Source organism: Staphylococcus croceilyticus, from assembly GCF_002902575.1.
Taxonomy (GTDB): domain Bacteria; phylum Bacillota; class Bacilli; order Staphylococcales; family Staphylococcaceae; genus Staphylococcus; species Staphylococcus croceilyticus.
This window is the reverse complement of record NZ_PPRD01000002.1, coordinates 1-15,344: the sequence shown is the minus strand read 5'-3', so window position 1 is coordinate 15,344 and position 15,344 is coordinate 1. Positions and strand designations below refer to the sequence as shown.

At 33.7% G+C, this 15,344-nt stretch carries 16 protein-coding genes; 8 read left to right on the top strand and 8 right to left on the bottom strand.

Annotated elements, in window-relative coordinates; translation table 11 throughout:
- Positions 1-159: 159 nt before the first annotated feature.
- The 4 genes from hpf to fakB1 all read right to left on the bottom strand — a co-directional run bounded on the left by hpf (position 160) and on the right by fakB1 (position 3,719).
- Positions 160-738, bottom strand: a complete 579-nt coding sequence (gene hpf / locus CD128_RS00160; protein ID WP_103328092.1) for a ribosome hibernation-promoting factor, HPF/YfiA family — start codon at positions 736-738, stop codon at positions 160-162.
- A 61-nt stretch (positions 739-799) separates the two neighbouring features.
- Positions 800-1,474, bottom strand: coding sequence for a ComF family protein (locus CD128_RS00155; protein WP_103328091.1), 675 nt, complete (start codon positions 1,472-1,474; stop codon positions 800-802).
- Complete coding sequence (locus tag CD128_RS00150) at positions 1,467-2,702, bottom strand: DEAD/DEAH box helicase family protein (protein ID WP_231917230.1); 1,236 nt, start codon at positions 2,700-2,702, stop codon at positions 1,467-1,469. The genes CD128_RS00155 and CD128_RS00150 overlap by 8 nt, the downstream gene beginning before the upstream one ends.
- Positions 2,703-2,852: 150 nt before the next feature.
- Entirely contained in the window at positions 2,853-3,719 is an 867-nt protein-coding gene (gene fakB1 / locus CD128_RS00145; protein WP_103328089.1) for a fatty acid kinase binding subunit FakB1, read from the bottom strand.
- A 140-nt stretch (positions 3,720-3,859) separates the two neighbouring features.
- Here fakB1 and CD128_RS00140 point away from each other — a divergent pair, with 140 nt between their 5' ends.
- The gene (locus tag CD128_RS00140) at positions 3,860-4,501 is read left to right on the top strand and encodes a YigZ family protein (RefSeq protein ID WP_103328088.1); all 642 of its coding nucleotides are present in this window, start codon (positions 3,860-3,862) and stop codon (positions 4,499-4,501) included.
- Between the two features lie 74 nt (positions 4,502-4,575).
- Here CD128_RS00140 and CD128_RS00135 read toward each other — a convergent pair whose 3' ends face one another.
- Positions 4,576-5,652 (bottom strand): glycosyltransferase family 4 protein, encoded by a 1,077-nt coding sequence (locus CD128_RS00135; protein ID WP_103328087.1) that lies wholly within the window; start codon positions 5,650-5,652, stop codon positions 4,576-4,578.
- Between the two features lie 404 nt (positions 5,653-6,056).
- Between CD128_RS00135 and gdpS the strand changes: the two genes are divergently transcribed.
- The 4 genes from gdpS to pepT all read left to right on the top strand — a co-directional run bounded on the left by gdpS (position 6,057) and on the right by pepT (position 9,895).
- Positions 6,057-7,127 carry a GGDEF domain-containing protein GdpS gene (gdpS, locus tag CD128_RS00130; protein ID WP_103328086.1) on the top strand — a complete coding sequence of 357 codons (1,071 nt, stop codon included), beginning with the start codon at positions 6,057-6,059 and terminating at the stop codon, positions 7,125-7,127.
- 251 nt (positions 7,128-7,378) lie between these two features.
- Positions 7,379-8,140 (top strand): threonine/serine exporter family protein, encoded by a 762-nt coding sequence (locus tag CD128_RS00125; RefSeq protein WP_103328085.1) that lies wholly within the window; start codon positions 7,379-7,381, stop codon positions 8,138-8,140.
- A 16-nt stretch (positions 8,141-8,156) separates the two neighbouring features.
- Positions 8,157-8,651: a threonine/serine exporter family protein gene (locus tag CD128_RS00120; RefSeq protein ID WP_103328084.1), complete on the top strand. Its 495-nt coding sequence runs from the start codon at positions 8,157-8,159 to the stop codon at positions 8,649-8,651.
- Positions 8,652-8,665: 14 nt separating this feature from the next.
- On the top strand, positions 8,666-9,895 hold the full coding sequence (pepT, locus tag CD128_RS00115; RefSeq protein ID WP_103328083.1) for a peptidase T: 1,230 nt from the start codon (positions 8,666-8,668) through the stop codon (positions 9,893-9,895).
- A 94-nt stretch (positions 9,896-9,989) separates the two neighbouring features.
- On the opposite strand, the gene CD128_RS00110 is transcribed toward pepT, so the two are convergent.
- From CD128_RS00110 to CD128_RS00100, 3 genes are all read right to left on the bottom strand, one after another.
- The gene (locus CD128_RS00110) at positions 9,990-11,111 is read right to left on the bottom strand and encodes a glycerate kinase (protein ID WP_103328082.1); all 1,122 of its coding nucleotides are present in this window, start codon (positions 11,109-11,111) and stop codon (positions 9,990-9,992) included.
- A gap of 724 nt (positions 11,112-11,835) precedes the next feature.
- Entirely contained in the window at positions 11,836-12,156 is a 321-nt protein-coding gene (gene ytxJ / locus CD128_RS00105) for a bacillithiol system redox-active protein YtxJ (RefSeq protein WP_103328081.1), read from the bottom strand.
- A gap of 181 nt (positions 12,157-12,337) precedes the next feature.
- Entirely contained in the window at positions 12,338-13,213 is an 876-nt protein-coding gene (locus CD128_RS00100) for an EMYY motif lipoprotein (protein ID WP_103328080.1), read from the bottom strand.
- A 111-nt stretch (positions 13,214-13,324) separates the two neighbouring features.
- On the opposite strand from CD128_RS00100, the gene CD128_RS00095 reads away from it, so the two are divergent.
- The 3 genes from CD128_RS00095 (at position 13,325) to CD128_RS00085 (ending at position 15,311) form a co-directional block, all read left to right on the top strand.
- Positions 13,325-13,840, top strand: coding sequence for a GrpB family protein (locus CD128_RS00095; protein WP_103328079.1), 516 nt, complete (start codon positions 13,325-13,327; stop codon positions 13,838-13,840).
- Between the two features lie 141 nt (positions 13,841-13,981).
- Entirely contained in the window at positions 13,982-14,905 is a 924-nt protein-coding gene (murB, locus tag CD128_RS00090; protein WP_103328078.1) for a UDP-N-acetylmuramate dehydrogenase, read from the top strand.
- Between the two features lie 37 nt (positions 14,906-14,942).
- Positions 14,943-15,311, top strand: coding sequence for a CHY zinc finger protein (locus tag CD128_RS00085; protein ID WP_167797500.1), 369 nt, complete (start codon positions 14,943-14,945; stop codon positions 15,309-15,311).
- The last annotated feature ends 33 nt before the right edge of the window (positions 15,312-15,344 follow it).

Genomic DNA, 15,344 nt, shown 5'->3' with positions numbered 1-15,344 from the left:
CCAATCGAGGAAACGAAATGTTTAACGAAGGGAGTTTACTATGCGTAAATGAGCAAGTTACACATAAGGTGACAAAGAGTGAAAGGGTTTATCTACAGTCTGAGAGCGCCCATAGAATATGGACGCTCTCAACTTTAAAGGTTACTTATTATAAAGTAATTATTCTGTTGTTTCAATCAATCCGTATTTACCATCTTTACGTTTGTAAACAATGCTTGTGCCTTCTGTTTCACGATCAGTAAAGATATAGAAATCATGACCTAATAAGTCCATTTGTAAGACCGCTTCTTCAGAGTCCATTGGTTTTAAGCTAAATTGTTTAGAACGGATAATTTCAATTTCATTATCGTTGTCTTGGTTATTATCCGCTTCTTCAGCTTGAACTGATAGTGTTTCAGGTACTTCAGTCGCAAAAGCGTCTTGTTCCCCACGCGTTTTATGTTTACGGTTGACACGTGTTTTATATTTACGAACTTGACGTTCTAATTTGCCAGTTACTAAGTCAATACCAGCATATAAGTCATCATGTCGTTCTTCCGCTCTTAATGTTACATTTTTTAATGGAATTGTAACTTCAATTTTAGTTGTTGAATTTTGATACGTTTTTACTTTTACGTGTGCTACTGCATTTGGCACATCGTTAAAATAACGTTCAAGTTTACCAATTTTGTCCTCAATATAGTTGCGAATGGCATCTGTAATAGTGAGGTTATCTCCATGAATTTCAAATCTAATCATAGTTATCTCTCCTTTAACCTCTTGTATTGGTAATGCTTACTATTATAATACCACGTTTACCTCATCTTGAAAACGCAAACACTTTGAATTTTCTGACACTTTTGTCACATAATAGTTCTCCTGCATGGTGTACCGTTAAACCAGTAGTATAAATATCATCAACGAGTAAGATGACTTTTCCCGTTAAATCAATCTCACTATCAATATAAAAAGGATTAGAGGCTTTGGCACGCTCTATCTTTCTTAATCGAGATTGCTTAGGTCGAAGTTGCGTTTTTAATAAGTTGGTATAAGTCACGCCCATATAATCTAACACGGTAGTAACTGGGTTAAATGTGCGTTCGGCATCGCGTTCATATGGAGAGGGAATGGGAACAATCATATCATAAGAAGTTTTAGGAAGTTTAAGTTTCGAGGCTAACACTTTTGCTAAATAGTAGTCTCGCATAAATTTATAATTATGAATCACTTCTTTCATCACGCCTGTGTATTGATAGTCACAATATAATTGAGACATTAAAGTAAACGTCTTTTCTAAAAATTGACAATCTAGGCATACGCCACTGTCTGTTCTTTGCTTATTTAAACATTTCGGACAACGATCAACCTTCGAATCTAGCGCAACTACTTCCCATTGTTGTCGACATGCATGACAGAATTGTTCACGTGGTCGATAGAAATTAAAAATAGTCAAAGTTTCACGAATAGGTTGTAAACACTGAATACATCTATGCATTAATCCAACCTCTCGCTTTGCCTAATTTATTCATCTCTTTGATATCACGTTTGGCTTGAATCATTGATAAACTTACCCCCTCATGTAGAAATATTACTGTCCCTGTGGGTGCCTCTTGTTTTCGCCCTACTCTTCCCGCTATCTGTACTAGGGCTGCCTTTTCAAAAGTATCAGCGTTAATCACAATGACATCTAACTGAGCCATCGTAAATCCCCTTTCTAAAATGGTGGTAGTAAATACGATAGTGTGTTCACCTCGGCGCAATGCTTCAACCTTATCAAAACGTAAGGCATCTTCACTTGATACACATATTAAATCTGGGAAGAAATAATGATAACAGTCATACGCTTTAAGCATCAGTTCGATATTATTGAAGAAGACTAAAGTAAAGCGTTGTGCATTTACCTGTTTTAATAGTAATGCTTTCAGTTTATATTGTGCGCGGGTAGGCTTTAATTTGAAATAACTAAATATTGGTTCGGGTAATGGATGTCTGTGAAAACGTGCAGGCAATTTTATAATATGGTCTGCTTGAATTTGGTGTAGTAAAGATTTAGGAGGTGTGGCCGTCATAAATATATGGCTATGCTTGGTTTTAGAGGCGAGCGCTATCACACCTTGTAATTGAGGATCCATAGATAGTGGAAAGGCATCGACTTCATCAATGAAGATGACGTCGAAATGACTTTTAAAGCGAAAGAGTTGATGCACGGTCGCAACGATAAAGTGCGCATTAAATTGTTGATGGCTAGATTGGTGTAACACATCAATGTCTTCGTCAGTAAATGCTTCTTTAATGCGTTTACTAATCTCAATCACCACATCGACACGTGGCGAAATGACCGCGACATTCAAACCTAATTGACGCGCCCTACTGATTCCTTCGAACATCATTTCTGTCTTACCAGCACCTGTGACCGCATATAATAATAAATCCTCATGCTGGTTAATGGCTTCAATAATTTGAGTTGACGCATAGCTTTGTTGCTCGGAAAGTTGAAATGGTAACTCATAATAACCTTCTGTTACATGACCCACACTTTCAGTTATTCTATACTCTGTTATATTGTCCATTCTTCCTAATTGGATACAACGTCGACAGTAAATAATTTCTTTTTGTAAAATGACTGAAGTGTACTGACAGAAATAAGTTTTATCTTCATTGCCACATTGCATACAATGATGACCCGTTTTCGTTTCAATGACCCCTGGTGTAATTAATTTCACTCGCTCATCGCTTAATGCTGTATGTGGGAATATTAACTTTCCATAATGTTTTATAGTTCATCACGTCCTTTTCAAAAATAAAAAAAGTCTAAAGATAAGTAAGAGTTATCATGCTTTCAACTCTCATTGCTTATCTCTAGACTTAAATACTTAATTAATTTCGATTCTTCTAGGGAAGTAACCTAATCCTAGTCCACCTGAACCTAAGTGAGAAGCAATCACAGGTCCAAATTCAGAGTATTGAATATTAACATCAGGATATGTTTCTTGTAAATGACGATAAAATGCGCGACCTTCCTCGGTTTTATCGCCATCAATAACAAATACTGTCACTTCTTCAATATCTTTAATAATATCGAAAATATTCTTTTCTAAAGTATTGAATGCACGTTTTTTTGTACGTACTTTCTCAAATGGATGAATTTTACCATCTTCTTCAAAGCGAAGAACAGGTTTCATTTTTAATAATGTACCTACCCAAGCTTGTGCGCCTGTAATACGTCCACTTTTTTGAAGATTTTTTAAGTCGTCTACAATAAGGTACGCGCCTGCTTGTTCTCTCGCTTCTGTTAATTCTTCAATAATAATTTCTGGCGTAAAGCCTTTCTCAACGAGTTCCATCGCATACATTGTGTAGCTACCTTCAATCATTGCAGCTAATTTACTATCAAATGTGTGAACGTTCACGCCCTCAATCATTTCGCCTGCTTGAGTAGCGGATTGATAGCTACCACTAATACCGCTTGATAAAGTAATTACGATAATATCTGTGTAGCCTTTATCACGCAAGTGTTCGTAATTTTCAATCCATTCGCCGATAGCTGGCTGACTTGTCGTTGGGAAAGTTTTAGATGAAGCCATTTTCTCATAAAAGTGTTTAATTGGAACACCATCATTCTCAGTAAAAGTTTCTCCATCATCAAATGCAACACTTAATGGTGCAATAGGCATTTGATATTTATCCATGAATGCTTGTGGTAGATAGCCAGTTGAATCTGCCATAACTGCAATTTTCATAGTAGTCCTCCTCAATTATACTCATCGTTATTATAAGTGATTTTAATTAAAAAAGAAATTCATAATCATATATTTATTCATTCTAAAATTTGAGTGTATAATAAAAGTCATATGATTAATGATAGATGGAGGTGTAACGATTGAGTGACCATGTTATAACAGTTAAACAAGAACATACAATTGAAAATGTAATCAATAAATCACGCTTTATTGCCCACATTAAACCCGTGTCTTCTGAGGATGAAGCGAAAGCGTTTATTAATGAGGTGAAACAAACCCATAAAGAAGCGACACACAATTGTTCTGCCTATACTGTTGGTGATCAAATGAACATTCAAAAAGCGAATGATGATGGCGAACCTAGTGGGACTGCTGGTGTGCCTATGTTAGAAATTTTAAAAAAACTTGAAGTTCATAATGCATGCGTAGTAGTGACCCGTTACTTTGGTGGTATTAAATTAGGCGGTGGTGGCCTTATCCGTGCTTACAGTGGCGCAGTGAGAGACGTCATTTATGATATAGGTCGCGTTGAATTACGAGATGCTATCCCTACTATTGTAACGATTAGTTATGATTTAACTGGAAAATTTGAATACGAACTCGCTTCAACATCTTATTTATTAAGAGACAAGACTTACACAGACAAAGTGAGCTACCACATAGATGTCGTGCAAACGGAGTATGATGCATTTATAGAATTCTTGAATCGTAATACAGCAGGTAATTATGATTTACATGAAGAAGAAACTAAAAAATTGCCATTTGATATTCCTACAAATTAGGGTAATGGCATTTTAAATATTAAAAAACCTTGTATAAGTTTAGCTATTAGCGCTTACTTGGCTTATACAAGGTTTTATTTTTTATCTGTTGTGTCATAAGCGTGATGGTGCTCATTTTTCTTAGAAATAAAATTAATAATTGGCTTATAATTATCATCTATCAATCCTGTGAATTCTACAATGAGTTCTATCGTGATAAGAATGAGAACAAACATTAGTAATACACCTAGTGGTTGGGATAAATAGAGAATAATACTAGATAAGCTAAACATGATCGCAATTGAATAAATGAGTAAGACTGTTTGACGATGAGAATAGCCTAGTGCTAGAAGTTTATGGTGTAAATGGGATTTATCTGCTTGCATGATATGTTGACCGTTTCGCATTCTTCGGATCATAGCGAATAGTGTATCAATAAATGGTACTGCAAGAATAACAATTGGGAAGAATAATGAAATAAACGTAATGTTTTTAAAGCCGAGTAATGATAAAAAGCCTATAATAAAGCCTATCATTAAAGCGCCACTATCCCCTAAAAAGATCTTTGCAGGATGGAAATTGAAACATAAGAATCCTAACAACGAACCTATTAATACGCTACAGATCATAATGATAAAAATATTTGCCTGTAAAATGGCTATAAACGCAATTGTAATTAATCCAATGGCTGATACACCAGAAGCTAATCCATCGAGCCCATCTATTAAATTAATCGCATTAGTAATTGCCACAATCCAAATAATCGTAATTGGAATACTTAAAATACCAAAATGAATCGTCGGTCCCATCGGAAAAGAAATAAAGTCTATTGTAATCCCATAAACCGCCACAATCGACGCAGCAATTATTTGACCAATTAACTTGAGTATCGGTTTCAAATCATAAATATCATCAATTAAACCTACTAAGTACATAACAATTGCCCCTATGACCAAAGGCTTTACTTCTCTCTCAATTGGATGGCCTAGCCATATTCCAATAAGAAAAGAAAGTAAAATCACGGTGCCTCCTAACACGGAAACAGGTTTCGTATGTACTTTCCTATAATTAGGTTTATCAACTAAGCCAAACCTAGTTGAAACCTTAATTATGATAGGTGTGAGTATCAGACTGATGACCATTGTTACAGCAATGAGTAGTAAAGTATACATCAGTTCACCTTCATTAAATTCCTCTAAATTTTTCGCATTTGCATTTTTCTTATTTACATTATTTTAAACGGTATGTGTCTTCTTTTTATATTGGACTATAGTAGGAAATATCTCGTCACTTTTCACTTCAAAAATGATGCCATTATCTATAAAATAGCCTCATTTTCATGAGTTTAGTCATAAATATTATACTTTATTCTGAAAAGTTTTTACTTTAATTACGAGTAATGTAAATTTTTTGTAAAGATAAGTTATTTTTTCTATCATACCATTTCATCTGTTGTTTGAACATGAAAGAACATTTAATGCAATTATTTTCTAACAATATAAGATGCTTCTTAATGACAAATGGTAAGTTTTCACTTACAATAACTAATGGTTAAATTAAAGGAGTCGATTTCCATATGATTGAAGCAATCATTTATAATATTGCGGTCATGGTTGCGGGTATTTATCTTTTTCATCGGTTACAATACTCCGAAAATAAAATCATGGTCTTTTCAAAAGGCTATGTCACTGTCTTAATGACGCTAGTAGCTTTATTACTAGCCGCCTACCCTATCCCATTCCATCATGAATATTTGATTCACTTAACATTTGTACCGTTACTATTTCTTGGACGCTATACGAATATAGGTTACACACTCATCGCGGCAATCATTATTGCCTTAGTCGATGTCTTTACCTTTGGGAATTCTATTTTATACGGCGTCGTTTTAATTGTCATCGGACTTATTTCAAGTATGGTAGGGCCATTTTTAAAACAAAACGATATCATTTCTCTGATTATTTTAAATTTGATCAGTGTCATCATTTTATTTATTTTATCTATCTTTAGTCCTTTATACGATTTAATAGAAGTAGCAGTATTAATTCCTATTTCATTTGTCTTAACAATTGCCTCAGCTATCACATTTGTTGATATTTGGCATTTCTTCTCTTTAGTTACACGCTATGAAAATGAAGACAAATATGATTACCTTACAGGTTTAGGAAACGTCAAAGAGTTTGATAGACATTTAAATAAAATCTCACAATTAGCGGAAGATAATAATGAAAGTCTTGCCCTACTTCTTATCGATATTGATGGATTTAAAGATGTGAATGATACTTATTCACACAAATCAGGTGATGCTGTCTTAAAACAAATGTCACAGTTATTGAAAAATTATGTGCCAAGACAGTTTAAAATTTTCCGAAATGGTGGCGAAGAATTCTCAGTAGTGATTCGCGATTATTCACTAGATCAAAGTGTTAAATTAGCTGAAAATATTCGTACAGGCGTGGAAAAATCATCGTTCCATTTACCTAATAGAGAAGTCATCAAACTTTCTGTATCGATTGGTGTAGGCTATTTATCTCAGGAAGATCACAAATCACAACGTAAAGTATTTAAAGATGCCGATGATATGGTCCATGTGGCTAAGAATGAAGGCCGTAATCAAGTAATGTTTAATCCTATTGTTAAGTTATAAGGATGATATTAACTGTCAATATGCTATTTACAAAATCGCTGTATTCCAGTTGATTGGGTTAAATAGTAATTGGCAGTTTTTATTTTTGCTTTTTAGAAAATAGAATGACGATTTCGTATCAATTGTAACTTATCGTTTAAGAAAATGTGTGATTAAACTCAAGGCTATTGCAAGTTACATCTTCTAGTTGTACACTTCAAATTGTCCTAATAAATAAAATGAATTTAACTAATTTTACGGAGGTGCCGTTTATGTCAGATTCAATCACTATTATCGATGAAAATAAAGTGATTGATGTCGTGTTAATAGCTGGAAGAATTCTCCTAGAAGCTGGCGCTGAAACCTATCGTGTAGAAGATACTATGAATCGTATCGCGCATAGTTATGGTTTAAATGATACATATAGCTTCGTAACTTCTACAGCTATTATTTTTTCACTTAATGATCGAACGAGTACACGTTTGATTCGTATTAGAGAACGTACGACAGATTTAGAGAAAATTGCGCTAACAAATAGCCTCTCACGAAAAATCTCAAGAAATGAATTAACTATTGATGAAGCTAAATCGGAACTTATTCATTTAAGTAAAGCTTCACTACAATATTCATTTCTATTAAACTTTTTTGCTGCTGCAATTGCATGTGGTTTCTTCTTATTCATGTTTGGTGGTGTAGCATCTGATTGTTGGATTGCTGTGCTCGCAGGCGGTGCTGCTTTTTTAACTTTCAGTTTAGTGCAACGTTTTATACAGATTAAGTTCTTTTCAGAATTTGTAGCTTCAGCTGTAGTAATTACTATCGCTGCTTCGTTTACTAAATTAGGAATAGCTACTAACCAGAATATCATTACCATCTCTAGTGTTATGCCATTAGTTCCTGGTATTTTAATTTGCAACGCTATTCGAGATTTAATGGCAGGCGAACTCCTTGCCGGTATGTCACGTGGTGTTGAAGCGGCCCTTACATCATTTGCAATTGGGGCCGGTGTAGCCATCGTTCTATTAATCTTATAAGAAAGGCTGTTAATAAATGTTATTTTATTTGTTTCATTTTACAATTAGTTTCATTTCTACAGTGCTTTTTTCCATCATTTTCAATGCGCCTAAGAGATTACTACTTGCCTGTGGTTTCGTAGGTGCCGTAGCCTGGACAATTTATCAATACACTGTAGATATGGATTTAGGAAAAGTGGGCGCCGCGTTCCTTGGTAGTTTAATATTAGGCTTACTAAGTCATGTTATGAGTCGTCGCTATAAACGTCCAGTTATCATCTTTATCGTGCCAGGAATTATTCCACTAGTACCTGGAGGAACAGCATATGAAGCAACACGTTTCTTAGTTTCAAATGATTATACACAGGCTGTTAATACATTTTTAGAAGTAACACTTATTTCAGGTTCAATTGCTTTTGGTATATTAGTAGCAGAGATTCTCTATTACATTTACACCCGTATCAAACAGTATTATGATAAAATTAAAGGTAAAAGATATAAGAAAATCTATGATATGAATAATAGAGTCTAAGGGGATGTCTAGCTATGAAAGAACAAATTATAGACAGATTATCACGTTATGTAAAAATCGATACACAATCTAATCCAGATTCGGAAACTACACCTTCAACAGATAAGCAATGGGATTTATTACGCTTATTACAACAAGAACTTGAAGCATTTGGGTTATCTACTGATATGGATGACAACGGTTATTTATTTGCTACATTAGAAAGTAATATTCAAGAAGACATACCAACAGTAGGTTTCTTAGCTCACGTAGATACATCGCCAGATTTTAATGCTACTAACGTAAACCCTCAAATTGTTGAGTCTTACGATGGTAAACCTATTCAATTAGGTAATACAAATCGCGTGTTAAGCCAAGAAACTTTTCCTGAATTAAAAAAACTTAAAGGTCATACATTAATGATTACGAATGGTACGTCTTTGTTAGGTGCCGACGATAAAGCTGGCGTTGTAGAAATTATGGAAGCTGTAAAATATTTAAACGAACATCCCGAAGTAAAACATGGACGCATTCGCATCGCATTTACGCCAGACGAAGAAATCGGTCGTGGTCCTCATAAATTTGATGTAGAACGCTTTAATGCTGATTTCGCATATACAATGGATGGTAGTGAATTTGGTGAACTTCAATTTGAAAGTTTCAACGCTGCTGAAGCTAAAATTACAACACATGGTGTGAATGTTCATCCCGGTTCTGCTAAGAATATTATGGTTAATGCCCTTTCATTAGGTCATCAATTCCATAGTTTATTACCAGCTAGTGAAGTGCCTGAACGTACTGAAGGTTATGAAGGCTTCTATCATTTAATGAAATTTGAAGGTAATGTTGAAAAAGCGACGCTTCAATATATCATTCGCGATCACGATAGAGAAGCGTTTGAATTACGTAAGAAAAAACTTCTCGAAATTCGTGATGATATCAACTCACATTATGAAGATTATCCTGTCAAAGTAGACATTGAAGATCAATATTATAATATGTCTGAAAAAATTCAACCACACCCATATATTATTGAGATTCCTAAAAAAGTGTTCGCAGATTTAAATATCGAACCTAATACTGAACCAATTCGTGGTGGTACTGATGGTTCACAACTTTCATTTATGGGACTTCCAACACCTAATATCTTCACTGGTTGTGGTAATTTCCATGGTCCTTTCGAGTATGCCTCTATTGATGTCATGGAAAAAGCTGTACAAGTGATTATTGGTATTGCTCAAGAAGTTACTAACTATAAAAAATAAAATATTTTAAATACATTAAAAGGCAAACCTAAGTCGACGTGGGTATCTCTACCCTGGGAGCTTCAGGTTTGCCTTATTTGTAGTGTTTATAAAATTACAATTTATCTAACGACATTTTTAATAGTCGTAATGCTTGAACTGTGTAGTGTCTAATTTGAATGCCCATTTTAAAATCAGTGTAACTTTCAGGCATTTCGATAAATGTATTAAACATAGCTGTAACATTATGTTTATCAAAAACATCAAATTTATCATCTGTTGCACAAATGGCAATGGCAGGCTTATGATGTTTCTCTGTTAACTCTGCGATTCTTAAAGTTGTTGTTTCTAAAAGACTATCTTCTTCTTTTAAGCCTTCTCCAAAAACAATCAAATCCGCTTGCGAAATTAAATCGTCTAGATGCGTAATTTGATCTACTAATTCGTGGCTAGTTAAAATATCCGCTCCATATAGTCCACTTAACACAGCTGCGATACCACCGCCGGCACCTCCACGTTCAATAGGGCCTAAAGCTACACGCAATTCATTTTTAACAAGTTCACTAAAATACCAAATTAAGTTATCTAACTCTTTCGCTTTATCAAGACTGATGTGCTGCGCATCAAATGTCTTCATAATTTCACTATTTTTACCATATAATTTACTTGAGAAATCTGACATTACTTGAATTTTAGCATTACTAAATTCAGTAGCTATTCCTGATAAATCAATATGGCGAATAAATTTAATCATACGTGCGCCTTCGCGGGCATCTAGTAGATTATTCTCATCATCATAAAATTTACCGCCTAAAGCTTGTAACATGCCAATACCGCCATCAAAGCTATCAATGCCACCAAGAGAGATAACAATATTGTCAGCACCGTTCTTTAACGCATCGACAATAATTTCTCCTAAACCAAAACTTGAACGTTGCTCAATAGGTTGATGACCTTTTAAAAATAAATTTCCTTCAATGACTGTTAAACCGTCTTCTGTTTGACCATAAACCGCTTCAACTTCATTCATATCTGCGTCATGCACATTCACTCTATATTTCGTCCCAGATTGCCACAAGAATACAGAGTCCATCAATTCGTGGCGTCCATTAAATAATGGGACTTGGACAACGTCAGCTTTTTCAATTTGACTTGTTACTGCTTCTTCTACATAACGATTCGCTTGATAACTTGAAATGATACCATTGAACTCGTCCATGGCTACTAATACTTTCATCCTTTAATCACCTCTTGCCACTTTTCCTATTATCTTAAAAATAATACATACTTTATTATTTTAACTTCACTTTCACATTATACATGGGTTACCTTCACTTTTACTAATGAAACAAAACTAATTATGAGAATACATAAAGATGAACTACGAAATAGAGGTGTATGATACTTGAGAGAACGGTAATTTGATGAACATAAATACTCATACATTTAAGTAAGTAGTTCTAAGGTAGATAACGAAACGTAGTTGCGTAGACTCCTATGTTGATTATTAATGAACATAAGTGCTATGCACTTATGTAAGAAATTCTAAAGATGAACTACGAATGACGTTGTGTGACGCCTGAGGGAGCAGGATGAGTGTCGAGACCGAGGCTCGACCCAGCCCCCCTAGGCAAGCATCACAACAGAATGAGTGAATGTTCATCTAAGAATTTCTTTAGAAGACTACAGGCTGAGACGGCACCCTTGGAAAGCTTAGCAACTTAAGTGAGTGAACATCTATCTAAGAACGCCTTTATAATACTACAGGCTTGAGCCTTTCCCGCAAGAAAGCGTCACAATAAAAATGAGTAAATGTTCACCTAAGAACTTCTTTACGCTCTAGTCCTTAGTCGTAAAATGAAAAATTTATAAATAAATAAGCCAGTAAATGAAATTATAAAAAAATCATTTACTGGCTACTTTTCTAGGAATAAAATTCCAGACTTTGTATTTAATTTATATTATTCTTCAGCTTGAGCTAACGCAGATACATTGATGTCACTATGACTTGCATTCCATGTAGCTTCCCCTTTTACAAAGTAGAATGCTTGGGGTGATTCATGTTTTACATTCGTTTTTTCAGCAATATAATCAGAGAGCTTTCTTTCTTCTTGAACAACTAAATAATAGCCATCCATGTCTCTTTCATATAAAAATTTATTAAATTGATCAAATGCATCTGCTGAGATTGGACAAGTATCACTATGTTTTAATACAAATACATATTTATTTTCATCTAGTACTTGTTCAAACTGGTCAATCGAACTCAGCTTTATAGCCATTCTATTCACCTCTAAAATTATTAATGCCCATATTCCTACTATTTATAATCATTATAAACTACTCAATGGGTACAATTATACACATTTCATTCTCTAATGTTAACCAAAAATTTTAATTTTTAATATAAGATTTAAATGATTATAGCACATAACAATGTTTAAATTCTCATATTTTCCAATATTACTTCTCTTTTATACGCTTGAACGCTTTTTCAAAATCATTATCTTGCTTATTTAACTCTTTACCCGTTTTTGGCAATTTTTCGACATCAATTTTAGAAAGTTTTTTCTCAATTTCAATTGTTTTTTCACGCGTATCATAATAGTTCATCAGATTGTAATACATCTCAATAGCATTTTTACGCGCCTCATTAACATTAGCATCTGTAATATTAGTTCGATTAAGATCAGTAATTTGTTTTTCAATTAATGGTTTAATGCGTGTTTCAATAGCTTGTTTTGAATCAAACTTACCATTTTCTAAATATTTTTGTGCTGTTTGTTGTAATTGTTTATTATTGTATTCAATTTTAGTAGTTAATTGATTTGCATCATCTTGATTACTAGATTTTTGAATTGCTGTTTCTACCTGAGAACGATTCGTTTCAAATGATTTCGTATAATCTAATATACTCTCATTTGCTTGAATCGATTGATTACATAAATCGACAAATGTTTTAATATCATTAATCTCTTTTCTTTCTCGGCTAACATTATTTAAATACTTCTGCTTTAAATCTTTAATTTCTGACGTTTTAGCTGGTAACTGTTTAGCTTCTTTATCATATTTTTTAAATGCAGGCATTAGATGGTTATTAATGTCTTTTTGGAGAACCTTAAATTCTTGTTTATTTTTATCGGTAGTATCTGTTTTACTCAATTCATTAAGTTTTGTTAAATGAATTTTATCCATAACCGTTTCAACGTCTTTTTTCTTTTCTTCGACTTTGTCTACTTGACGTGCAAAGCTTTTTAAATCCGCATTATGTTGCGTGCCGCATGACGATAGAACCAATCCACATATTATTATTATTGAAAGAATTGCTATTTTTTTCATATCTGCACTCCTATCATCATGTATTATACCTAAAGCTATTTATATTGAAAATTATTTATGTTATAGTATTTCAGAATTTGTAAAATAATCAATCATTTGAAGGAGATTCACATGTATTCCACTGTCCAACCTTTTGTCGACAATTCATCTAAACAACATTATAAAACTTTATATCAGAATACTAAAAAATTACTTTTTGATTTATTAGATTCTCCAGTTCAGTTTACCCAACATATTGGGGGAACAAAGCATTTTAATTATGCTACTGAACCTATACTAGATATTTTAGTCGGCGTTAATAATTTACATGACATTACCTCTTTAGATGAAAAACGGTTAAATTACGTAGGATTTTATCGTTTGCATCATCCATATAAGAAAAAAGTAATGATGGCTCACTTCAATAACATGATTGATTTAAAACAAACGATACGCCTTCATATTGTTCAAATGAACACGCCTTTATTTGAACAATATTTAGCTGTAGATGAGGCGCTCGCTTCAAACCAGGACATGGCGCTTCAATTTTCAGAAAAAAAGAAAACTATGATTGAACATGTCAATCGTATAAGAACTTATGAAAATCAAAAACAGAAATACTTCGAAAGTTTATACAAAAAATTATAAATTCTTATCCGAACGTAATTTAAAATGAGAATATATGACATAATATGTCATTAATTCGTTATCTCTCAATTAACAAATAAGATTTAAAGTTGCTATAATAAGGAATAGATTATAGTACAGAAGAGAAGAAAGGATGTACTTATGTTAAACAAAGATAACATCTTAAAAAATTTAAAATCCTTAATACCTGAAGATATTATTAAAGTCGATGAACCTTTAAAACGTTATACATATACTGAAACTGGTGGTAATGCTGATTTTTATTTATCCCCTACTAAAAATGAGCATGTTCAAACTATTGTACGTTATGCTCAAGAGAACGATATCCCTGTAACATATTTAGGAAATGGTTCTAACATCATTATTCGTGAAGGCGGTATTCGCGGAATAGTAATTAGCTTATTATCACTTGATCATATTAGTGTATCTGACAATGTAATTATCGCTGGTAGTGGTGCAGCTATTATTGATGTATCACGTGCAGCAAGAGACCACGTACTAACGGGATTAGAGTTTGCTTGTGGCATTCCAGGTTCAGTTGGTGGTGCTGTTTACATGAACGCAGGTGCTTACGGTGGTGAAGTGAAAGATTGTATTGATTACGCTTTATGTGTGAATGAAGATGGCGATTTATTACAACTTACTAATCAAGAGTTAGAATTAGATTATCGTAATAGTATCGTTCAAAAGAAACATCTTGTCGTTCTTGAAGCCGCATTTAGTTTAGCTCCTGGTAACTTAGATGAAATTCAAGCTACAATGGATGATTTAACAGAACGTCGTGAAACTAAACAGCCACTTGAATACCCTTCTTGTGGTAGTGTCTTCCAAAGACCTCCTGGTCACTTTGCTGGAAAATTAATCCAAGACTCAGATTTACAAGGATATCGTATTGGTGGCGTAGAGGTTTCAAAAAAACATGCTGGCTTTATGGTTAACGTAGATAATGGGACTGCTACAGATTACGAAGATTTAATCCACCATGTTCAAAACGTTGTAAAAGAAAAATTTGATGTAGACCTTCACCGAGAAGTAAGAATTATCGGCGAACATCCAGAAGAATAATTTAAATTAAATTTTTAAAGTAAGGAGACGATGTATGATGCCCCATGTTTACGGGTCACTTGTAGATGAAGAAACACGTTGTGTGCATTATCATACATTTTTAGATGTTGTAGCCATTAAATTTAATTGTTGCAATAAATATTATCCTTGCTATCAATGCCATAATGAACATGAATCTCACAATATTAAACGATGGCCGGAAAAAGAATTCCACACCAAAGCCATTATGTGTGGTGTATGTAAACATGAACTGTCCATACAAGATTATATGATGACTGAAGTTTGCCCGAATTGTAACGCTCATTTTAATACTCGTTGCAAATTCCATTATCATTTATACTTTGAATTATGGGCTCTACGTCAAATCGGACTGATGAGTCCTAATATTGAGATTAAGCAACCTTAGGTTGTTTAATCTCTTTTTTTGTTGTTGAGGCAA